This is a genomic window from Rathayibacter sp. VKM Ac-2803 (assembly GCF_009807175.1).
Lineage (GTDB): Bacteria > Actinomycetota > Actinomycetes > Actinomycetales > Microbacteriaceae > Rathayibacter.
Map to the genome: position 1 here is coordinate 2523199 of NZ_WUCD01000001.1, position 21709 is coordinate 2544907.

A 21709-nucleotide genomic window follows, 5' to 3' on the forward strand; every position below is an offset into this window, starting at 1 on the left:
AGAGAATGACCCCTGATGACCTACGAACTGCCCTCTGCGCTCCGCGACATCCGCGACGAGTTCCTCGCCCTCGAGAAGCCGGAGCGTCTGCAGCTCCTCCTCGAGTTCTCGAACGAGCTGCCCGAGCTGCCCGAGCGCTACCGCGACCACCCCGATCTCTTCGAGCGCGTCGAGGAGTGCCAGTCCCCGGTCTTCATCGTCGTCGAGTTCGACGGCGAGCTGATCCACCTGCACGCGACCGCTCCGCGCGAGGCGCCGACCACCCGCGGCTTCGCGTCGATCCTGGCGCAGGGCCTCGACGGCCTCACCGCCGAGCAGGTGCTCGCCGTCCCCGACGACTTCCCGCAGACCATCGGCCTGTCGGAGGCGGTGTCACCGCTGCGCCTGCGCGGGATGAGCGCCCTGCTCGGCCGCACCAAGCGGCAGATCCGCGCGCACCTGGCCGCATGATCCTCCGGCCCCTCCTGCCCGCCGGCGAGCCGGTGCGTCTCGGCGAGGAGGGGGCGCGCAGGGCCCTCGAGGAGGCGTACCGCCCGCCGGACGCGCTCCGCGTGCGCCTCAACATGATCGCGAGCGTCAACGGCTCGAGCATCGGCTCCGACGGCACCAGCGAGACGCTGACGAACCGCGTCGACCGGACGATCCTGGGCGTCATCCGCGCGCAGGCCGATGTCGTGCTGGTCGGTGCGGCGAGCGTGCGCGCCGAGGGCTACCGCGTCCCGAAGCGCGTGCCGCTGGCGATCGCGTCGGTGTCCGGAGATCTGGCGGGTCACCGCCTCGAGCTGCAGGAGGGCGCGCGCGTGCTCCTGCTGGTGCCGGAGTCGCGCCGTCCTGTCCACGATCTCCCCCGCGGAGTCGAGGTCGTCGAGGTCCCCGGTGACGGCGGCCGTCTCAGCGTCGATGCGATGCTCGACGCGCTCGCCGACCTCGGACTGCACCGGGTCGTCTGCGAGGGCGGAGCGACGCTCTCGGGCCAGTTCCTCGCGTCCGGCCGGGTCGACGAGATCTGCCTGACCACTGCCCCGCGCATCGTACTGCCCGGGCTTCCGGTCGCCGCGACGGGCGCCGTGGTCGACGATCGCTACGCCCTGACGCTGCTGGCGGTCGACGACTCCGGCTTCAGCTACGCGCGCTGGGGCCGAGCCGACTGAGGCCCAGACGTGCCAGCCAGCCCTCGACCGACGACTCCCACAGCTCCGGATCGTCGTTCCACAGCCGCGTGTGACGCGCACCGTGGAAGAGCACCGGCTCGACCAGGTCCGGGCGGACTGCGGCGAGAGCCTCCGACGGCCCGCTGGGGACGAAGTCGTCGTCGACGCTGTGCATCAGGAGGATCGGAGTCGTCAGCTCGGCGGCCCGCGTGACGAGGTCGAGACCCGCCAGCGGGATCGCGGAGCTCTGACCGGTCAGTGCCGTCGACCACGGCCGCTGCATCACCGTGATGGCGAGCGCTGCGATGACGGGCGGGATGCCGCGCAGGCGCGCCTGACCGCGCAGCGTCTCCCGCCAGTCGATCACCGGGGAGTCAAGCACGAGGCCGGCGACGAGTGCCCGGCGCGAGGAGCGCAGGACGGTCTGCAGGGCGATGGCGCCGCCCATCGACCAGCCGACGAGGACGACCGAGCGGGCTCCGCGCTGCTCGGCGAAGCGGATCGCGGCGTCGACGTCGCGCCACTCGGTGTCGCCCAGTCCGTAGCGCCGGTCAGGACTCGCCGGAGCGTCGCCGTCGTTGCGGTAGGAGACGACGAGCGAGGTGAGGCCCGACCGGTGGAGGACGTCGACACCGCGGAGGGTCTCCTCCCGCGTGGTCGCCCGGCCGTGCACGTGCACGGCCCACACGTCGCCGAGGCCGTCGGGGCCGGGGAAGAGCCAGGCGGGCGCGACGCCGAACTGCGTCGGCACCTCCTCCGTGGTGAACGGAAGTCCCGTCTCGCGGGGGCCGAGCAGGAGCCAGCCGTTGATCCGGGCGCGGGCTCCCGCCCGGAGGCTCCCCCGGTCGACGCGCTCGAGCTCGCGGACGACGCGGCCGTTCCGGGTCTCGAGGAGCCGTCCGACGCGGGCGTGCCCGCGACCCCGGTCGAACCAGAGGCTGAACCCGCCGCGCACCGCCGAGTCGGCGTCGGCCGCCAGCTCGATCTCACCCGCGTCGGGACGGACGGCGAGGACGCGGGCGTCCTGGGAGCGGCGGGACGGCGGGATGACGACCCCGCGGACGAAGGCGGCGACGAGCGCCGAGGCGCCGACCGCGCCCGTCGCGACGAGGGAGGGGATCGCGAGGATCCCGAGGAGCAGGAGGCCGGCTCGACGCCCGCCCTCCGCGGCGTGCCTGCGGGCTTCGGGCATGCGGGAACTCTAGTCTGCGAAGGTGCCCGAATTCTCAGCGCCGTCTCAGCTCCCGGACGAGTTCCGGGTCGCGGCGGAGTCGATCCGCGCGGTCTCGCCGCGGTCCGAACTGACCGTCTCCGAGATCACCTCGCCGACCGGCCTCGCCCCCTGGGCGCTCGCGCTCTCGGGTGACGTCTCGCCGAGAGCGCACGGCCGCGACTCCGAGCTGGGCACAGGGCGGTTCATCCTGCTCTACGACCCCGACGAGCCCGAGCAGTGGGGCGGTCCCTTCCGCGTCGTCTGCTTCGCGCAGGCTCCGCTCGAGATCGAGATCGGCACGGATCCGTTCCTCGCCGAGGTCGCCTGGTCGTGGCTGATCGACGCGCTCGACGTCCGCGGTGCGACCTACACCGCCGCGTCCGGCACGGCGACGAAGGTCCTCTCGACCGGATTCGGCGAGCTCGCCGCCCAGGGCGACGGTGCGCAGATCGAGATCCGCGCCTCGTGGAGCCCCGATGATGCACAGCTCGCCGCGCACGTGGAAGGCTGGGGCGAGCTGTTGTGCATGCTGGCGGGCCTCCCACCGGTCTCGGGCGACGGCGTGACCTCACTCGCCTTCCGACGGAACAATCGTGACTGACTACCGCGTCCTCTCCACCCCCGACGAATTCCGCGCCGCGGTCGACGCCCTCGCGGCGGGTCACGGACCCGTCGCCGTCGACGCCGAGCGGGCCTCCGGCTTCACCTACTCGCAGCGCGCGTACCTGATCCAGGTGTACCGGAGGGGCGCCGGCGCGTTCCTCTTCGACCCGCCCGCCATCGGCCGCATGGACGCCCTGCAGGCTGTCATCGGCGACGAGGAGTGGGTGCTGCACGCGGCGAGCCAGGATCTCGCGTGCCTGCGCGAGGTCGGCCTCGATCCGACGCGGATCTTCGACACCGAGCTCGCCGCCCGGCTCCTCGGGTTGCCCAGGGTGGGGCTCGGCGCCGTCGTCGAGGACCTCCTCGGCATCCATCTCGCCAAGGAGCACTCGGCCGCCGACTGGTCGACCCGGCCGCTCCCGCAGAGCTGGCTGGTCTACGCGGCGAAGGACGTCGAGCTCCTCGTCGATCTGCGCGACCGGATGGAGGAGATGCTCATCGAGGCGCGCAAGACGCGCATCGCCCGCGAGGAGTTCGAGGCGACCCTCCGCCGGCAGCCGAAGGTCGCGCCGCCCGACCCGTGGCGCCGTCTCTCCGGTGTGCACTCCCTCCGCGGGCTCCGTCCCCTCGCCGTGGCCCGCGAGCTCTGGCTGGCCCGCGACGCCTTCGCCCGCGAGCGCGACATCGCGCCGGGGCGCCTGATCCCCGACGCCTCGATCATCGCCGTCGCTCGCAACATCCCCACCAGCGTCAGCCAGCTCTCGGGCCGGCGGGACTTCACCGGTCGCGCGAGCCGCGGCGAGGTCGAGCGCTGGTGGTCGGCGATCGAGCGCGGCACCACCACGGAGGACCTGCCGAGCGCGGTCCGCCCGGCGGCCGACACCCTGCCGCCGCCTCGCGCCTGGGGCGATCGCAATCCCGCCGCCGACGCGCGCCTGAAGGCCGGACGCGCCGTGGTCATCGAGATCGCGGAGCTGCTGTCCCTCCCGGTCGAGAATCTGCTCACTCCCGACCTGCTCCGCCGGCTCGCCTGGAGCCCGCCGGAGCCGCTCGACACGGCGTCCATCGCCGCCGAGCTCGAGCGCGCCGGCGCCCGGCCCTGGCAGATCGACGCCACAGCGGCGTCCCTCGCCACAGCGTTTGTCGAAGCGGCCCAAGCCCCGCCGGAGAGCACGGAAAACGCTTCGTAGGAAGCGGCAAAGGATTCCGGCGCGGTTCGCGCCCTTCCTACGATCGACGACGACCGTGAGTTCCTGGGAGGCATTGTGGCCGAGAGATCCGAAGTCGTTTTCGTCGATGGAGTCCGTACTCCGTTCGGGCGAGCCGGTGAGAAGGGCATGTACTGGCAGACCCGTGCCGACGACCTCGTCGTCAAGGCGATGATCGGTCTGCTGGAGCGCAACGCCTCGCTCCCGAAGGAGAGGGTCGACGAGGTCGCCATCGCCGCGACCACGCAGCAGGGCGACCAGGGCCTGACCCTGGGGCGCACGAGCGCTCTCCTCGCGGGGCTGCCCCGCTCCGTCCCCGGCTACGCGATCGACCGGATGTGCGCCGGAGCGATGACCTCCGTCACGACGACGGCGGGCGGCATCGCGTTCGGCGCGTACGACGTCGTCATCGCCGGCGGTGTCGAGCACATGGGCCGCCACCCGATGGGCTTCAACGCCGATCCGAATCCGCGCTTCCTCTCCGAGCGGCTCGTCAGCGAGGACGCTCTGAACATGGGCAAGACGGCGGAGCGCATCCACGACCGCTTCCCCCAGCTCACCAAGGAGCGCTCCGACCGCTACGCGCTGCGGAGCCAGCAGAAGCTCGCGGCCGCCTACGCCGCAGGCCACGTGCAGCCCGACCTGGTGCCCGTCGCTACGCGCAGCGCCTCCGGCTGGGGCCTCGCCACCGCCGACGAGGCGCCGCGGCCCGAGACGACGCTCGAGGGTCTCGCGGGTCTTCGCACCCCGTTCCGTCCGCACGGACGCGTGACGGCGGGCAACTCCTCCGGACTCAACGACGGCGCCGCCGTCTCACTGCTCGCGAGCGCCGACGCCGCGAAGGAGCTCGGGCTGCCGACGAAGATGCGGCTGGTGAGCTTCGCGTTCGCCGGAGTCGAGCCCGAGATCATGGGCATCGGCCCGGTCCCCTCCACCGAGAAGGCTCTGAAGAAGGCCGGACTCGGCATCGAGGACATCGGTCTGTTCGAGCTCAACGAGGCGTTCGCCGTGCAGGTCCTCTCGTTCCTCGACCACTTCGGCATCGACGACGACGACGAGCGGGTCAACGAGTACGGAGGCGCGATCGCGGTCGGCCACCCGCTCGCCTCCTCGGGGGTCCGCCTGATGATCCAGCTCGCCCGCCAGTTCGAGGCGCACCCCGAGGTGCAGTACGGACTGACGGCCATGTGCGTGGGGCTCGGCCAGGGCGGCACCGTCGTCTGGGAGAACCCGCACTTCGACGGCAAGCGCGCCAAGCGGAAGGGACGCTGACCCATGCTCGAAGGATTCGAGGATCTCGTCGACGTCGCCGAGGGCGAGGTCGTCACGCACTCCTACGTGCGCGACGTCCCCCTCGCCAGCGGACGGGTCATCGCGCTCATCACGCTCGACAACGACCGCGACCACACCCGTCCGAGCACCTTCGGGCCCGCGGGCCTGTTCGAGCTGGCCGACGTGCTGATCGCGCAGAAGGCGAGGGCCGCGGCAGCTGAGATCCAGGGCGTCGCCGTCACCGGGAAGCCGTTCATCCTCGCCGCGGGCGCCGACCTGAGCAAGGTCGGCAGCATCCCGAGCCGCGAGCTCGGGCGCCAGCTCGCCCGTCTCGGCCACCGCACCCTAGGGATGCTCAGCGACCTCGGCGTCCCCTCGTTCACTTTCATCAACGGGCTCGCGCTCGGCGGCGGCACCGAGATCGCCCTGAACGCCGACTACCGCACGGTCGACTCGTCCATCGCCGCCCTCGGCCTGCCCGAGGTCTTCCTCGGCATCATCCCCGGCTGGGGCGGCGCGTGGCTGCTGCCGAACCTCATCGGCATCGAGAACGCCCTCAAGGTCGTGGTCGAGAACCCGCTCAAGAACAACCGGACTCTCAAGGGCCAGGAGGTCTTCGACCTCGGTATCGCGGACGCGATCTTCCCGCCCTCGGCGTTCCTCGAGGACTCCCTCCGCTGGGCCGACGGAGTGCTCGGCGGCACGGTGAAGGTCGACCGGCCGAACGCCCCCGGGAGGCTCGAGCGCCTCGTGAAGTGGGACGTCGCGATCTCGATCGCGCGCAAGCAGCTCGAGTCGAAGATCGGCACGGTGGCGGCCTCGCCGTACCGCGCTCTGGATCTCCTGAAGGCCGCGAAGAACACGACCAAGGAGGAGGGCTTCGCCGCCGAGGACGAGGCGCTGGCCGACCTCGTCTCGGGCGATCAGTTCCGCGCGAGCATCTATGCGTTCGACCTCGTGCAGAAGCGCGCCAAGCGCCCGGCCGGGGCGCCGGACAAGTCCCTGGCGAAGCCGGTCTCGAAGGTCGGAGTCGTCGGAGCGGGCCTCATGGCCACCCAGTTCGCCCTCCTCTTCCTGCGCCGACTGCAGGTGCCCGTGGTCATCACCGATCTCGATCAGGAGCGCGTCGACAAGGGCGTCGCCACCATCGTCCGCGAGATCGACACGCTGCTGTCGAAGGGCAGGATCTCCCCCGACGAGTCGAACCGCCTCCGCGGTCTGATCACCGGCACCACCGACCGCGCCGACTTCGCCGATGCCGACTGGGTCATCGAGGCCGTCTTCGAGGAGCTGTCGGTCAAGCAGGAGGTCTTCGCCGACATCGAGCGCTACGTCTCCCCCACCGCGGTGCTGGCGACGAACACGTCGTCGCTCTCCGTCGAGCGGATCGGCGAGCGGCTCGCGCACCCGGAGCGCCTCGTCGGGTTCCACTTCTTCAACCCGGTCGCGGTCATGCCGCTGATCGAGGTCGTGCGCACCCCGCACACCGACGACAAGACCCTCTCGACCGCGATGGTGACGGCGGCGAAGCTGAAGAAGAACGCCGTGATCACCCGCGACACCCCCGGCTTCGTCGTCAACCGGCTCCTGGCCAAGGTCCTCGGCGAGGCGATGCACGCCGTCGACACGGGCACGCCCTTCGAGACCGTCGAGCAGTCGCTGGCGCCCTTCGGACTCCCGATGACCCCGTTCGAGCTGCTCGAACTGGTCGGCCTCAAGGTCGGCGCGCACGTGCTCGACACCCACCACGCCGCATTCCCCGACCGCTTCTTCGACAGTGCGAACCTGCACCGCCTCGCCGAGCTCGGGCACGTCTTCGAGCGCGACACGAAGGGGCGGGTGAAGGGCGTCGACAAGCGGGCGGTCGCGATCGTCGCGGGCGGCACCGAGCCGATGACGGCCGAGGAGCTCCGGCTCCGCGTCGAGACGGGTCTCGCCGACGAGGTGAAGCGGATGCTCGACGACGACGTGGTGCACGCCGCGGAGGACATCGACCTGTGCCTCATCCTCGGCGCCGGCTACCCGTTCCAGATGGGTGGCCTCACGCCCTACCTCGACCGTGTCGGGGCGAGCGAGCGCGCGTTCGGCGACACGTTCCACCACCCGGTGATCCGCGGCGTCGCCTGACGGCACCCGGCCCGGCGCCTGCGCGAGTCGCGGTGGCCGGGCCGTCTGCGTGCCGCGGTGCGATCTGGAGGCAGCCGTCCGGTCTGCAGGCGCCGGTGCGATCTGCAGGCGCCGGTGCGGCTCGCAGGGCATCCGCCTCGCATCGCCCGATCCACACGGAGGGAAGCGCTCTCGCGCTCAGAACTCCTGCAGGTCGCACCCTGTCCTGCAGGTCGCACCCTGTCCTGCAGACCGCACCCGATCCAGCGGTACCGACCGCGTCGGTGGTGGGTCCTACCCTGCGGTCATGACTCGCACCGTGTACTACGTCGCCTCCTCCCTCGACGGCTTCATCGCCGATGACGACGACGGCCTCGACTGGCTCCTCCAGTTCGGCTTCGACGCCTTCCAGGAGCACTACGACCGCTTCCTCGCCGGAGTAGGAGCCGTCGTCATGGGCTCCACGACCTACGAGTCCGTTCGGCGCGAGGAGCCGTGGCCGTACTCGATCCCCGCCTGGGTGCTGACGTCGGCGCCGCGCGAGTCCTCACCCGGCGCCGATGTCCGCTTCGCCGACGGAGGAGTGACCGAGCTCCTGCCGGCGATCCGCGAGAGCGCCGGCACCGGCGACGTCTGGGTGGTCGGCGGCGGCGTCGTCGCGGCGCAGTTCGCCGAGGCTTCGGTCCTCGACGAGCTCCGCGTCACCGTGATGCCGGTGCTCCTCGGGAGCGGTCGACCGCTCCTCCCGTTCCGCCGCACGATTCCGCTCGAGCTCACCGGCACGAAACCGTTCGCCGGTGGTGCGGTCGAGCTGGTCTACCGCTTCTGAGCGGGCTCAGTCGCTCCGTGCGTCGTCGTGGGCCTCGACCTCTTCGGGCAGCGGGCGGGCGACGGGGATCTTGCTGCCGAGCACCTGTGCGACGACGTCGCGGGCGATGTGCTGCGGAGTCAGCCCGACGTCCTCGAGGATCTCCTCGCGCTTCGCGTGGTCGAGGAACTGGTCGGGCAGGCCGAGCTCGGTCACCGCGGTGTCGACACCGGCCTCGCGCAGATCCTGACGGATCCGCGTCCCGATGCCGCCGACGCGCACGCCGTCCTCGATCGACACGAGGATCCGGTGATCGCGGGCGAGCTCGATGATGCTCTTCGGCACCGGCACGACCCAGCGGGGATCGACGACGGTCGCGCCGATCCCCTGCGCCGCGAGGCGCCGGGCGACGTCGAGACCCATGGTCGCCATCGGTCCGACCGTGACGATCAGCACGTCCTGGCGCTCGGCGCGCGACAGCACGTCGACCCCGTCGTCGAGGCGCTCGATCGCATCGATCTCGTCTCCGACGTCGCCCTTCGAGAAGCGCACGACGGTGGGGGCGTCGGTGACACCGACGGCCTCGCGCAGCTCCTCGCGCAGGCGCACGGAGTCGCGCGGCGCTGCGAGGCGGATGTTCGGCACCACCTGCAGGATCGCGAGATCCCACATGCCGTGGTGACTCGGCCCGTCCGGTCCCGTGACACCGGCCCGGTCGAGGACGAAGGTGACGCCGGCGCGGTGCAGCGCCACGTCCATCAGGATCTGGTCGAAGGCGCGGTTGACGAAGGTCGCGTACAGCGCGACGACCGGGTGCAGGCCACCGAAGGCGAGGCCCGCGGCGGAGGTCACGGCGTGCTGCTCGGCGATGCCGACGTCGAAGACGCGATCGGGGTACTTCTCCGCGAGGCGGTCGAGCCCGACCGGGCGGAGCATCGCGGCGGTGATGCCGACGATCGTCGGATCCTCGTCAGCGAGCGTGACGATCTCCTCCGAGAAGACCGAGGTCCACGAGCTCGCACCGCTCGCGCTCAGCGGCTCGCCCGTCTCGGGGTCGATCTGCCCGACCGCGTGGAACTGGTCGGCGAGGTCCTGGACGGCCGGACCGAAGCCCTTCCCCTTCTGGGTGATCGCGTGGACGATCACCGGCGAGCCGTAGTCCTTGGCCTGCTGGAGCGTCTCCTCCATCGCCGTGAGGTCGTGCCCGTCGATCGGACCCAGGTACTTGATGTCGAGGTTGGAGTACAGCGCTTCGTTGTTGATGAAGCGGCTGAGGAATCCGTGCATCCCGCCGCGGACACCGCGGTAGACGGCCGCGGCGGGCCCGCCGAGTCGCTCCGAGACGGCGCGGGAGCCGCGGTGCAGCGTGCGGTACGAGCGGCGGGTGCGCACTCCGTTGAGGAATCGCGCCATCCCGCCGATCGTAGGGGCGTAGGAGCGCCCGTTGTCGTTCACGACGATGATCAGGCGGCGGGAGTTGTCGTCGCTGATGTTGTTCAGCGCCTCCCAGGTCATCCCGCCGGTGAGGGCGCCGTCGCCCACCATCGCCACCACGTGCCGATCGGTCTGACCGGTCATCGTGAAGGCCCGCGAGATGCCGTCGGCCCACGAGAGCGAGCTGGACGCGTGCGAGCTCTCGACGATGTCGTGGGGCGACTCGGAGCGCTGCGGGTAGCCGGCGAGGCCGCCGCGCTGGCGCAGCTTCGAGAAGTCCTGCCGACCGGTCAGCAGCTTGTGCACGTACGACTGATGACCGGTGTCGAAGATGATCGAGTCGCGCGGCGAGTCGAAGACGCGGTGGATGGCGATCGTCGTCTCGACGACGCCGAGATTCGGTCCGAGGTGACCGCCGGTCTTCGAGACCTCGCGCACGAGGAAGTCGCGGATCTCCTGCGCCAGCGTCTCGAGCTCGGCCGTGGTCAGGCGATCGAGGTCGCGCGGTCCGCCGATGGTCTCGAGAACAGCCATTCGCGCCGCCTTCCGGGTCGAGTGATGGGGAGTGGAGGTCTTGCGAGTCTACGCACGGAGGCCCCCGGGAACAGGTGTGCGCCTCCCCCTTGCGGGAAGGCGCACACCTTGCTCGGTCTCGATCAGACGAGCGAGCGGAGGACGTACTGCAGGATGCCGCCGTTGCGGTAGTAGTCGGCCTCACCGGGCGTGTCGATGCGCACCACGGCGTCGAACTCGATCGGCTGCCGGCCCTCGGCCGAGTGCTCGGTCGGCACGGCGACGACGTGGACCGTCTTCGGCGTGACTCCCTCGTTCAGCGCCTCGATGCCCGAGATGCTGATCGACTCGGTACCGTCGAGTCCGAGCGACGTCCAGGTCTCGCCGGCGGGGAACTGCAGCGGGACGACACCCATGCCGATGAGGTTCGAGCGGTGGATCCGCTCGAAGCTCTCGACGATGACGGCCTTGACGCCGAGGAGGCTCGTGCCCTTGGCCGCCCAGTCGCGCGACGAGCCGGAGCCGTACTCCTTTCCGCCGAGGATGACGAGCGGAGTGCCCGAGGCCTGGTAGTTCTGCGACGCGTCGTAGATGAACGACTGCGGGGCGTCGGCCTGCGTGAAGTCGCGGGTGTAGCCGCCCTCCACTCCGTCGAGCAGCTGGTTCTTCAGGCGGATGTTCGCGAACGTGCCGCGGATCATCACCTCGTGATTGCCGCGACGCGAGCCGTAGGAGTTGTAGTCCTTGCGGTCGACGCCGTGCTCGGCGAGGTACTGGCCGGCCGGGCTGTCGCCCTTGATCGAGCCCGCGGGGCTGATGTGGTCGGTCGTGACCGAGTCGCCCAGCTTGGCGAGCACCCGGGCGTCCGAGATGTCGGTGACCGGAGTCGTCTCCATCGTCATACCGTCGAAGTACGGGGGCTTGCGCACGTACGTCGACTTCGGGTCCCACTCGAAGATCGAGCCCTCGGGGGTCTGCAGTGCGCGCCAGCGCTCGTCGCCGTCGAACACGCCGGCGTACTGGGTGTCGAACATCGACTTGTCGATCGACGAGTCGATCGTGGCCTGCACCTCGGCGGCGTCGGGCCAGATGTCCTTGAGGAACACGTCGTTACCGTCGCCGTCGGTCCCGAGCGCGTCGACCTCGAAGTCGAAGTTCATCGAGCCGGCGAGCGCGTAGGCGATGACCAGCGGCGGGCTCGCCAGGTAGTTCATCTTCACGTCGGGGTTGATGCGACCCTCGAAGTTGCGGTTGCCCGAGAGCACGGCGGTGACGGCGAGGTCGTTGTCCTGCACCGCGGCCGAGATCTCGTCGAGCAGCGGGCCGGAGTTGCCGATGCAGGTCGTGCAGCCGTAGCCGACCGTGTAGAAGCCGAGCGCCTCGAGCGACTCGGTGAGTCCCGCCTTCTCGTAGTAGTCGGTGACGACCTTCGAGCCGGGCGCGAGGGTGGTCTTGACCCACGGCTTGGCCTTGAGGCCCTTCTGCGCCGCGTTGCGGGCGAGCAGACCGGCCGCCAGCATGACGGACGGGTTCGATGTGTTCGTGCACGAGGTGATCGCCGCGATGGCGACGGCTCCGTGGTCGATCGTGAAGGTCTCGCCCTTCTCGCCGAGCTCGACCGTCGTCGGCTTCGAGACCGTCGAGGGGGCGTGCGAGCGGTGGATGTGCTCGTGCGAGCTGTGCGCGTCCTGCGGCTGGAGCTCGCCCGGGTCGGAGGCAGGGAACGACTCCGAGATCGTCAGGTCGACGATGTCGTGCGAGACGTCGGCGTAGTTGTTGAGGTCGGCCTCGAACTGCGTCTTGGCGGAGGTCAGCTCGATACGGTCCTGGGGACGCTTCGGGCCGGCGATCGACGGGACGACGGTGCTGAGGTCGAGCTCGAGGTACTCGCTGAAGACCGGCTCGACGTCGGCGTCGTGCCAGAGCTTCTGCAGCTTGGAGTACTGCTCGACGAGCGCGATCTGCTCGTCGCTGCGACCGGTGAGGCGCAGGTAGTCGAGCGTGACGTCGTCGATGGGGAACATCGCCGCGGTGGAGCCGAACTCGGGGCTCATGTTGCCGATGGTGGCGCGGTTCGCGAGCGGGACCTCGGCGACGCCGGCTCCGTAGAACTCGACGAACTTGCCGACGACTCCGTGCTTGCGCAGCATCTCGGTGATGGTCAGGACGACGTCGGTCGCGGTGACGCCGGTCGGGATCGCTCCGGAGAGCTTGAAGCCGACGACCTTCGGGATGAGCATCGACACGGGCTGGCCGAGCATGGCCGCCTCGGCCTCGATGCCGCCGACGCCCCAGCCCAGCACGCCGAGGCCGTTGACCATCGTGGTGTGCGAGTCGGTGCCGACGCAGGTGTCGGGGTAGGCGCGCAGGGCGCCGCCGACCTCGCGCGTCATCGTGACGCGGGCGAGGTACTCGATGTTGACCTGGTGGACGATGCCCGTTCCGGGCGGCACGACCTTGAAGTCGTCGAACGCCGTCTGGCCCCAGCGGAGGAACTGGTAGCGCTCGCCGTTGCGCTCGTACTCGAGCTCGACGTTGCGCTCGAGGGCGTCCGCGGTGCCGAACAGGTCGGCGATGACGGAGTGGTCGATGACCATCTCGGCCGGAGCGAGCGGGTTGATCCTGTTCGCATCGCCGCCGAGGGCCGCCACGGCCTCGCGCATGGTGGCGAGGTCGACGATGCAGGGGACACCGGTGAAGTCCTGCATCACGACGCGCGCGGGCGTGAACTGGATCTCGGTGTCGGGCTCCGACTCGGGGACCCACTCGCCGAGGGCGCGGATGTGATCGGCGGTGATGTTCGCGCCGTCCTCCGTGCGGAGGAGATTCTCGAGCAGCACCTTGAGGCTGAACGGGAGCTTCTCGTGACCGGGGACCCGGTCGATGCGGAACACCTCGTACTCGGTCGAACCGACCGTCAAGGTGTCCTTGGATCCAAAGCTGTCTACCGCGGACACGTCGCCCTCTCCTTCGCTGACGTGGTCCCGCCCACGGGCGGAGCCACCTATCCGTGTCCATCTTGGCGACCGCGCACGGCGGCCTGCCACCAAGGAGGACCTAACACTCGGGACGTCGTCGCACCGGCGGATCCGCGCCTGCACAGCCGGAGCGGACGAACGCTATTTATCTCGACGTCGAGACAATTCTACGCACGTTCGGCGTCGACTCCGGCATCCGGACCCTCTGCGGCGGTCCGGTACTCGGCGCGGACGGCCAGCACGGTGAGCACCAGGAGCGGCGCGTAGAGGGGAAGGCCGAGCACGAGCTTCCAGGTGCCGAGCGCCGTGGTGTCCTCCGCGAGGAACAGCGGGTACTGCACCGCGAGGCGGAGCAGGAAGAGACCCGCCCAGGCGAGGGTGAGCGCCGAGAAGAGACGGCGCTTGCGACGGTCTGTGCGCCACCCGGTCCCGTCGCCCATCAGGTAGCCCGCTGCCACGCCGATGAGAGGCCAGCGCACGAGAACCGAGACGAGGAACACGACTCCGTAGGCGAGGTTGGTGATGAGCCCCGGCACGAAGTTGTCGACCGCGCGGCCCGTCACCAGCGCCAGCACGGCCGAGACCACGACGCCGAGCAGGCCACCGACCGCCTGGACGACCGGGGTGCGCCCGAGGATCCGCGCGACGGTGAAGAGCACGGCCAGTCCAACGGAGGCGACGAGCGAGAGCACCAGCTCCCCCGTGATCGTGAAGAGCAGGACGAAGGCGACCCCGGGCACCACGGCCTCGAGGATCCCGCGGACGCCGCCCATCGTGCGCAGCAGTGCGCGACCGTCGAAGGGCTCTCCGTCGGCGAGAACCCCGAGACCGGAGCGCTTCGCGGCCTGGGCGATCGCGTCCGACACCTCCGGGCGCGCCGGGTCCGACTCCTCGGGGCGCGATTCCTCGGGACGGGGCGGCTCCATGCCGGTCAGCTCGCGCTCTGCTGGGTCTGGCCGCCGGTCGGGACCTTGAGCGGGATGAGATCGCGTGGGGGCATCGGCCCCGTGCCGCGGACGACCACGACGCTGCGGAAGAGCTCCTCGACCGAGGCGGCGGCCTGCTCGTCGACGGCTCCCGCTCCGGCGATCACTCCGCGGAGGAACCAGCGCGGCCCGTCGACGCCGACGAAGCGCGCCACGCGGGTCTGGCCGCCGGCGATCGGCAGCTCCGCCACGAGCTCCGGGCCGAAGGTGCCGTCGCGCTCGGTGGTGGTGCCGCCCTGCTTGGCGATCTGGTCGGCGATCTGGCCGCGGATCTCGTGCCAGAGACCCGAGGAGCGCGGCGCGGCGAAGGGCTGCACCTGGAGGGTGGACCCGGCGTAGTCGAGGCCGACGGCGATGACGCGCTTGGTCCCCTCCTCGACCTCGAGGCGGATGTGCATGCCCTCGCGCGGGAGCACCTTCACTCCGCCGAGGTCGATGTAGGGGCGGACCGGGTTCGCCTCGCGCTCGTCGAGGGGGCCGGCCTCGGCGCGGTCCGCGGGCGCGGACTTCTCGAAGTCCTGCTCGACGAGCTCGGCCGCCGCGTCGACGGGCTGGATGTCGCTCATGCGTTCTCCTTGGAGGTTCGGGCCGTCTCGGGATCGACGGCGTACCCGGTCGAGCCGAACCCGCCGGTGCCCCGCACGGAGTCGGGGAGCTCGTCGACGGGGACGAAGCGGGCGCGGACGACGGGGACGACCACGAGCTGGGCGATCCGGTCGCCCGCCGCGATGCTGTAGCTCTCGCGGGCATCGGTGTTCAGCAGGGCGACTCGGATCTCGCCGCGGTAGCCGGCGTCGATCGTGCCGGGCGCGTTGACGATGGTGAGGCCGTGCTTGAAGGCGAGGCCGCTGCGCGGGACGACGAAGCCGACGTGTCCGTCGGGCAGGGCGATGGCGACTCCGGTGCCGACGCTCGCGCGCTCGCCGGGAGCGAGGACGACGTCGTCCGTCGAGCGCAGATCGGCGCCGGCGTCACCCGGATGCGCGTACGACGGGAGCTGGTCCGCGCGGATCGGGACGTCGACGGATTGATTCACGTGACGAGGGTAGACCAGTTGTCTGATGCAATAGGGACATGCAATCGCCGTACCGGGAGAGGCTGTGGCCCGCGCCCTGGCTCTTCGTCTCCACAGCCCTCGTCATCCCCGCCAGCATCCTGGTGTTCGCGCCGATCGACTTCGTCGTCGGAGTGCTCGTGGCGGTCGTCCTGTACGGCGGATGCGTGGTGTCGCTGCTGACTCTGTCGCCGACCATCGAGGTCGTCGACGGCGAGCTGCGGGCGGGGCGAGCGCACATCCCGCTCGAGCTGGTCGGCGAGCCATCGGCCCACACCGGCGATCGCGCGTTCGCCCAGCGAGGCCCGAAGCTCGACGCGCGGGCGTTCCTCGTCATCCGAGGCTGGGTCAAGGACGTGGTGCGGGTGCCGATCGAGGATCCGGCGGATCCGACTCCGTACTGGCTGCTGTCGAGTCGACGCCCCAACGACGTCGTCGCCGCGATCCAGGGATCACGGCGACGGAGCGGTCGTTCCGACGAGCGAGGAGACGCCTAGGCGGCGCACTCCAGGCAGATGGGCCCGAGCTTCTCCTCGTGGTCGATCTGCGAGCGGTGCTTCACCAGGAAGCAGCTCACGCACGTGAACTCGTCCGCCTGAGGCGGGAGCACGACGACGTCCAGGTCGAGGTCGGAGAGATCGGCGCCGGGCAGTTCGAATCCACCCGGGTTGTCGGCGTCATCGACGTCGACGCTTCCGGACATCTTGTCGGGGACTCGCTCCTTCAGGGCCTCGATCGACTCGGAGTCGTCATCGGTCTTGCGGGGGGCGTCGTAGTCCGTAGCCATTCCCATTCCACTTCTTATTCAGCTGTTCAATAAATCGGCGGGGTCAGTGTGCATCAAGACGTTTCGATTCGCAAACCGCATCGAACCGCTCTTGACAGGCACCTCGGAGTCGCCTTCGCAGGCCTCCCGACACCCTCCTCGGCGAGGTCCGGCGCGCCTGCCCCGAAGGGGTCCGCGGTGCCGTCCTTCCGCCCCAACTTCCGACCCGCCCGGGGTATTCCCGGGCAGAAGGCGCCGAGCGTGTCATCCTTGCCGCGATCGCGTCCAGAAGGAGGTCCCGCACGATGATGGAACTGAAGGTGATCGGCGTCGAGAGCGGATCGCTCGTCCTCGTCTCCGACGGCGGCGAACGATTCTCGGTGCGCATCGACGAGACGCTGCAGAGCCAGCTCCGGCCTCGCGTCCACTCCCTCCCCCCGCGGGAGAAGCGCGTCTCGCCGCGCGAGATCCAGGCGCACATCCGTGCCGGCCTCTCGGCCGACGAGGTCGCCGAGCTGACGGGTGCCTCCCTCGACTACGTCGAGCGCTTCGAGGGCCCCGTCACCGCAGAGCGCGAGCACATCGTCGCGTCGGCCCTGTCGGTCCGCGTCTACACGAGCGCCGACCCCGATCCGCTCGAGGAGGGCACGCCCTTCGGAGACGTCATCCGCGAGCGCCTCGCCGCGCTCGGCGCCGACGGCGAGCAGTGGTCGAGCTGGAAGGAGGAGGAGGGCTGGGTCGTCAAGCTCCTCTTCCGCTCCGACGAGATCGATCACGACGCCCGCTGGCGCTTCGACCCGAAGAAGGCCGTCCTCTCGCCGATCACGCCCGAGGCCACGACGCTCTCGCAGCAGGGCGAGATCCGGCCCACCCTGATCCCGAGGCTGCGGGCGGTCATCCCCGCCGCGGTCGACGAGCTGGCGACCCGGTTCGACACGGACTCCTTCGCGAAGCCCTCGTCCGACGGGCCATCAGCACGCGCCGAGCAGCCGTCGCGGCCGACTGCCGTCCGCCAGCACGCGCGCCCTGCCGCCTCGCGCCCGTCCGACACGGAGCCGCAGCCGGCGCTCTCCGAGACGCCGCGACCCGTCTCGACCCTGCCGCGACCGGTCTCGAGCACCACCGAGCAGCGCGAGCGCAACGTGAACGACACCGCCGATCTGCTCGATGCGCTCCGCCGCCGACGCGGTGAGCGCGATCACGCCTCCTCGATCCGGGTCCGGGAGGAGCCGGAAGCGCCGACCGCCGAGAAGGCACCGGAGCCCGAGCGCCCCGCGGCGCCCTCGAACGACCACCCCGCCGCCGGGATGCGCACCTCCCTCCGCAAGGGCCGCGCCGCCATGCCGAGCTGGGACGAGATCGTCTTCGGCGCCCGCAGCGACGACTGATCCCGGCGGTGGCCGCCGAGCAGAAGTCACCCGACTTCCCTCCGCGGTCCCGCCTCTCGCTGATCAGCAGGCTTCCGGGGACTCTTCGCAGCAGACCCACCTGCGTCGGAGCGCCGAGCTGCTGCCGCTGGTAGATCCTTCAGGAGGAGTGACCCCCTGCCCGACGACCCGTTCATGCTGATCGAGTAGCCCGCGCAGCGGGCGTATCGAGATCCGCGTTCGTCAGACGACCGGGGCAGAAGCTTGATCTGCTGAAGCGGGTGGGTCTCGATACGCCCCTGCGGGGCTACTCGACCAGCAAAGAGGGACGGGGCCGGCTTGTCGCCCACCGGGGACATGCCCCTCGGCTTCCGCCGCTCGGCGCCGCTCAGATGCCCGAGAGGGCTCCGAAGCCGAGCAGCGGGACCTGGATCTCCTCCGGGGTGAGCGAGCCGTGCTGGCCTATCATCGAGCGTCCGGACGAGTCCTCCGCGTCGTAGTACGCGATGGCCTTGCGGGCGGCGACGAAGACGTCGCCCATCCGCTCGGCAGCGGCGTCTCCCACGGCTCCGAACCAGCCGCTCTCGGCGACCTCGGCCCGGGTGGCGATCCACGCGCGGGAACCCTCCGCCTCGATCCAGCGGGCGGCGACCTCGTCGACGTCGGCACCGGGCTCGAGGTGCAGCTGCAGGCAGCGGGGCTCCCCCGCGAGGTGGCGGACCCCGTCGAGGAGCGGCCCGCGAGGGATCAGCACGTGCGAGGAGGCCGGGACGTCGAGCACGCCGTGGTCCGCCGTGACCAGCGCCCCCTCGCGCCCCGAGAGCCGGCGGGCGAATCCGGCGAACTCGCCGTCGAGCTGCTCGAGCGCGGCCGTCCACTCCGGCGACTCCCAGCCGCGGGCGTGCGCCGTCATGTCGAGCTCGGGAACGTAGAGGTAGACGAGCTGCCGGCCGCCCTCGTCGAGCAGGTCGCGGGCGGCCGCGAAGCGCTCCGCCACTCCCTGCGCCGGGCGGTAGTCGGCGCCGCGGAGGATGGCGCGGGTCAGGCCGGAGTGCGCGTAGCGCGAGGGACCGACGACGGTCGCGCGGACCCCTTCGTCGCCGGCTCGCTCGAACACCGTCGGCTGCGGCTGCCACTGCTCGGGGACCATGCGGTCGTCCCAGCCCGAGAGCTGATTGACGAGGCGGTCGGAGGCGCGGTCGAGCACGCGGTAGCCCACCATCCCGTGCTCCCCGGGTCGGAGCCCGGTCGTGAGGCTGGCGAGAGCGGCGGCCGTCGTCGTCGGGAATCCGGAGGCGAGGGTGCTCGCCTTCGTCAGCGCGGGTGCGAGCGTGCGGGCGTGGCCGGCGCGCTGGCGCAGGCTGGAGGCTCCGAGCCCGTCGACGAGGACGACGACGATCCTCTCGACGCGGGCGGCCCCGAAGAGTCCTGGACCGCCGAGGACGGCGTCGAGAGCGGCGGGGAGGACGTCGGCGAGGCTCCGCCGCCCGGCGGGGGCGACCGGTAGCATGTGGGTCATCGCGCCCAGTTTCGCACGGCGTCCCCGTTCGCGGGTCACGCCTCGCGGAGGCGGACGCCGGATCCGACGCCGCGCAGACAGCCCGTGTCGGTGGCGCGGTCCGTCCTCCGCTACGGCGCAGCCCGTCCCGAGCCCCGCGGCACCGCGCGTCCTGAGACTCCGTCGCCCCGCGCCCGCCACCGAAGTGAGTCATGAACGCAGCAGCCCCCTCCTCCGGGTCCTCCCTGACCGAGCGCATCGAGGACGTCGACGTCTCCTCCGAGATGGAGGGCTCGTTCCTCGAGTACGCCTACTCCGTCATCTACTCCCGCGCCCTGCCTGACGCCCGCGACGGACTCAAGCCCGTGCAGCGCCGGATCCTCTACATGATGAGCGAGATGGGCCTGCGTCCCGATCACGGGCACGTCAAGTCGGCCCGCGTCGTCGGCGAGGTGATGGGCAAGCTGCACCCGCACGGCGACGCCTCGATCTACGACTCCCTGGTGCGCCTGGCGCAGCCGTTCACCCTCCGGGTGCCTCTCGTCGACGGTCACGGCAACTTCGGCTCGCTCGACGACGGACCGGCCGCGGCGCGGTACACCGAGGCGCGACTCGCTCCCGCCGCCCTGGCGATGACCGAGCACCTGGGCGAGGACGTCGTCGACTTCATCCCCAACTACGACAACCAGTTCACCCAGCCCGAAGTGCTGCCCGCCGCCTTCCCGAACCTCCTGGTCAACGGAGCGAGCGGCATCGCGGTCGGCATGGCCACGAACATGGCCCCGCACAATCTCGTCGAGGTGATCGGCGCGGCGCGGCACCTCATCGCGAACCCCGACGCCTCCCTCGACGACCTGATGTCGTTCGTGCCGGGACCGGACTTCCCGAGCGGCGGAACGATCGTCGGCCTCGCGGGTGTCCGCGACGCCTACGCGACGGGGCGGGGCAGCTTCAAGACCCGTGCCCGCGTCTCGGTCGAGAGCATCACCGCGCGCAAGTCGGGTCTCGTCGTCACCGAGCTCCCCTATCTGGTCGGTACCGAGAAGGTCATCGACAAGATCAAGGACGGCGTCCAGAACAAGAAGCTCAGCGGCATCTCGGACGTCACCGACCTCACCGACCGCGACAACGGCCTCCGTCTGGTGATCGGCATCAAGACCGGCTTCAGTCCGGAGGCGGTGCTCGAGCAGCTCTACCGCTACACGCCGCTCGAGGACACCTTCGCGATCAACAACGTCGCCCTGGTCGACGGCGGACCCCGCACCCTCGGGCTCAAGGAGCTCCTGCAGGTCTACGTCGGGCACCGCGTGCAGGTCGTGACCCGGCGCTCCCGGTACCGCCTGCGCAAGCGCCAGGAGCGACTGCACCTCGTCGAGGGGCTGCTGGTCGCGATCCTCGACATCGACGAGGTCATCCAGCTGATCCGCGGGAGCGACGACACGGCGGCGGCGCGCGCCCGGCTGATCGAGGTATTCGATCTCAGCGTCGTGCAGGCCGACTACATCCTCGAGCTCCAGCTGCGCCGCCTGACGAAGTTCTCGCGGATCGAGCTCGAGGCCGAGCGCGACACCCTGCTCGCCGAGATCGCCGAGCTCGAGGCCCTGCTGGCGAGCCGTGCCCGTATCGACGCGCTCGTGTCCGACGAGCTCGACGACGTGGCGCAGCGCCTCGGCACTCCGCGACGCACCCTCCTCACCGAGGCGCGGCCCTCGATCGCGACGACCGGGCGGAAGGCCGCAGCCGCCGTGCTCGAGATCGCCGACGTCCCCTGCCGGGTTCACCTCAGCACGACGGGCCGCATGGTACGCGTCGACCGCGATCCGGAGGCGGCGCCGCACCCCGAGCGCGCCACCCGCCGCAGCAAGCACGACGCCGTGCTCGGCATGATCGACACGACGACGCGGACGGAGATCGGCGCCGTCACGACGGCCGGCCGGATCCTGCGCTTCTCCCCCGTCGACGTGCCCTCCGTGCCGTCCACCTCTGTCCAGCTCGGCGCCGGCGTGCGGATGGCGGACTACCTGCCGGCTCTCGCGAAGGACGAGCGCGTGCTCGCCCTGGTGGCGTTCGACGACCCGCGGCCGATCGCGCTCGGGACTCTGCAGGGGACCGTCAAGCGCGTCTCCCTCGTCGAACTGCCCGTCCGGCCCGATCTCGAGCTGATCGCCCTGCGCCCGAAGGACGCCGTGGTCGGCGCCGCGCTCGCGAGCGACGAGGACGAGCTGGTGTTCGTCACCGGTGAGGCGCAGCTCCTCCGCTTCCCCGCTTCGTCCGTGCGCCCGCAGGGGCGGACGGCGGCCGGCATGGCGGGCGTCAAGCTCGGCGAGACCGACGAGGTCGTCCACTTCACCGTGGTGAGCGAGGAGGACCGGGACGAGACGATCGTCGCGACCGTCGCCGTCGACAGCTGGGCTCTCTCGGGGACCGACACGGGCAGCGCGAAGGTGTCGGCCTTCTCGGAGTTCCCCGCGAAGGGTCGCGCGACCGGCGGTGTCCGCGCCCAGCGGTTCCTCAAGGGCGAGACGGCCCTCGGAGTCGCCTGGGTCGGCCCCGCACCGGCGCACGCCCTCGAGGCCGACGGGTCGGTCGCCGCCCTGCCCGAGTCGGGGATGAAGCGCGATGCGTCGGGGGTGCCCCTCGCCACGCCGATCGCGAGCATCGGAGCGGCGCCCGAGCTGATCTGACGCCTCGGGTCCCGCGCGGCGTGTGCCGTGGGACCTCTGGCGCGCCGAGGTGCGATTCGCAGGAGCTG

Annotated in this window: 18 protein-coding genes; 10 read left to right on the plus strand and 8 right to left on the minus strand. The window is 70.9% G+C overall.

The window, feature by feature from the left end; all coding sequences use genetic code 11:
* The first annotated feature begins 15 nt into the window (after positions 1-15).
* Positions 16-450 carry a SufE family protein gene (locus GRS96_RS11730; RefSeq protein WP_159853677.1) on the plus strand — a complete coding sequence of 145 codons (435 nt, stop codon included), beginning with the start codon at positions 16-18 and terminating at the stop codon, positions 448-450.
* Complete coding sequence (locus GRS96_RS11735; RefSeq protein WP_159853679.1) at positions 447-1151, plus strand: dihydrofolate reductase family protein; 705 nt, start codon at positions 447-449, stop codon at positions 1149-1151. The genes GRS96_RS11730 and GRS96_RS11735 overlap by 4 nt, the downstream gene beginning before the upstream one ends.
* On the opposite strand, the gene GRS96_RS11740 is transcribed toward GRS96_RS11735, so the two are convergent.
* A complete protein-coding gene (locus GRS96_RS11740; protein WP_159988533.1) occupies positions 1120-2343 on the minus strand; it encodes an alpha/beta hydrolase family protein in 1224 nt (407 codons plus the stop codon). The genes GRS96_RS11735 and GRS96_RS11740 overlap by 32 nt on opposite strands.
* Positions 2344-2365: 22 nt before the next feature.
* On the opposite strand from GRS96_RS11740, the gene GRS96_RS11745 reads away from it, so the two are divergent.
* The 5 genes from GRS96_RS11745 (at position 2366) to GRS96_RS11765 (ending at position 8382) form a co-directional block, all read left to right on the plus strand.
* Positions 2366-2965, plus strand: a complete 600-nt coding sequence (locus GRS96_RS11745) for a DUF3000 domain-containing protein (RefSeq protein ID WP_159853683.1) — start codon at positions 2366-2368, stop codon at positions 2963-2965.
* The gene (locus GRS96_RS11750; RefSeq protein WP_159988534.1) at positions 2958-4157 is read left to right on the plus strand and encodes a ribonuclease D; all 1200 of its coding nucleotides are present in this window, start codon (positions 2958-2960) and stop codon (positions 4155-4157) included. Before GRS96_RS11745 ends, GRS96_RS11750 begins: the two co-directional genes overlap by 8 nt.
* A gap of 75 nt (positions 4158-4232) precedes the next feature.
* Complete coding sequence (locus GRS96_RS11755; protein ID WP_159853687.1) at positions 4233-5447, plus strand: thiolase family protein; 1215 nt, start codon at positions 4233-4235, stop codon at positions 5445-5447.
* A gap of 3 nt (positions 5448-5450) precedes the next feature.
* A complete protein-coding gene (locus tag GRS96_RS11760; RefSeq protein ID WP_159988535.1) occupies positions 5451-7574 on the plus strand; it encodes a 3-hydroxyacyl-CoA dehydrogenase NAD-binding domain-containing protein in 2124 nt (707 codons plus the stop codon).
* 286 nt (positions 7575-7860) lie between these two features.
* Complete coding sequence (locus GRS96_RS11765; RefSeq protein ID WP_159988536.1) at positions 7861-8382, plus strand: dihydrofolate reductase family protein; 522 nt, start codon at positions 7861-7863, stop codon at positions 8380-8382.
* 6 nt (positions 8383-8388) lie between these two features.
* On the opposite strand, the gene dxs is transcribed toward GRS96_RS11765, so the two are convergent.
* From dxs to dut, 5 genes are all read right to left on the minus strand, one after another.
* A complete protein-coding gene (gene dxs / locus GRS96_RS11770) occupies positions 8389-10329 on the minus strand; it encodes a 1-deoxy-D-xylulose-5-phosphate synthase (RefSeq protein ID WP_159853693.1) in 1941 nt (646 codons plus the stop codon).
* Positions 10330-10451: 122 nt separating this feature from the next.
* Positions 10452-13265 (minus strand): aconitate hydratase AcnA, encoded by a 2814-nt coding sequence (gene acnA / locus GRS96_RS11775; RefSeq protein WP_159988537.1) that lies wholly within the window; start codon positions 13263-13265, stop codon positions 10452-10454.
* A gap of 188 nt (positions 13266-13453) precedes the next feature.
* Positions 13454-14212, minus strand: coding sequence for a DUF3159 domain-containing protein (locus tag GRS96_RS11780; RefSeq protein WP_159853697.1), 759 nt, complete (start codon positions 14210-14212; stop codon positions 13454-13456).
* A gap of 5 nt (positions 14213-14217) precedes the next feature.
* Positions 14218-14838 carry a DUF3710 domain-containing protein gene (locus tag GRS96_RS11785; protein ID WP_159853699.1) on the minus strand — a complete coding sequence of 207 codons (621 nt, stop codon included), beginning with the start codon at positions 14836-14838 and terminating at the stop codon, positions 14218-14220.
* The gene (gene dut, locus GRS96_RS11790; protein WP_159988538.1) at positions 14835-15308 is read right to left on the minus strand and encodes a dUTP diphosphatase; all 474 of its coding nucleotides are present in this window, start codon (positions 15306-15308) and stop codon (positions 14835-14837) included. Before dut ends, GRS96_RS11785 begins: the two co-directional genes overlap by 4 nt.
* 38 nt (positions 15309-15346) lie before the next feature.
* Between dut and GRS96_RS11795 the strand changes: the two genes are divergently transcribed.
* Positions 15347-15823, plus strand: a complete 477-nt coding sequence (locus tag GRS96_RS11795) for a DUF3093 domain-containing protein (RefSeq protein WP_159853703.1) — start codon at positions 15347-15349, stop codon at positions 15821-15823.
* Here the strand turns inward: GRS96_RS11795 and GRS96_RS11800 are convergent.
* Positions 15820-16113: a DUF4193 domain-containing protein gene (locus tag GRS96_RS11800; RefSeq protein WP_056043739.1), complete on the minus strand. Its 294-nt coding sequence runs from the start codon at positions 16111-16113 to the stop codon at positions 15820-15822. The two genes, GRS96_RS11795 and GRS96_RS11800, sit on opposite strands and share 4 nt — an antisense overlap.
* A 284-nt stretch (positions 16114-16397) precedes the next feature.
* Between GRS96_RS11800 and sepH the strand changes: the two genes are divergently transcribed.
* On the plus strand, positions 16398-17480 hold the full coding sequence (sepH, locus tag GRS96_RS11805; RefSeq protein WP_159988539.1) for a septation protein SepH: 1083 nt from the start codon (positions 16398-16400) through the stop codon (positions 17478-17480).
* Between the two features lie 367 nt (positions 17481-17847).
* Here the strand turns inward: sepH and GRS96_RS11810 are convergent, their stop codons facing one another.
* Positions 17848-18978 (minus strand): alkaline phosphatase family protein, encoded by a 1131-nt coding sequence (locus tag GRS96_RS11810; RefSeq protein WP_235021816.1) that lies wholly within the window; start codon positions 18976-18978, stop codon positions 17848-17850.
* Positions 18979-19169: 191 nt separating this feature from the next.
* Between GRS96_RS11810 and GRS96_RS11815 the strand changes: the two genes are divergently transcribed.
* A complete protein-coding gene (locus GRS96_RS11815; protein ID WP_159853707.1) occupies positions 19170-21641 on the plus strand; it encodes a DNA gyrase/topoisomerase IV subunit A in 2472 nt (823 codons plus the stop codon).
* The last annotated feature ends 68 nt before the right edge of the window (positions 21642-21709 follow it).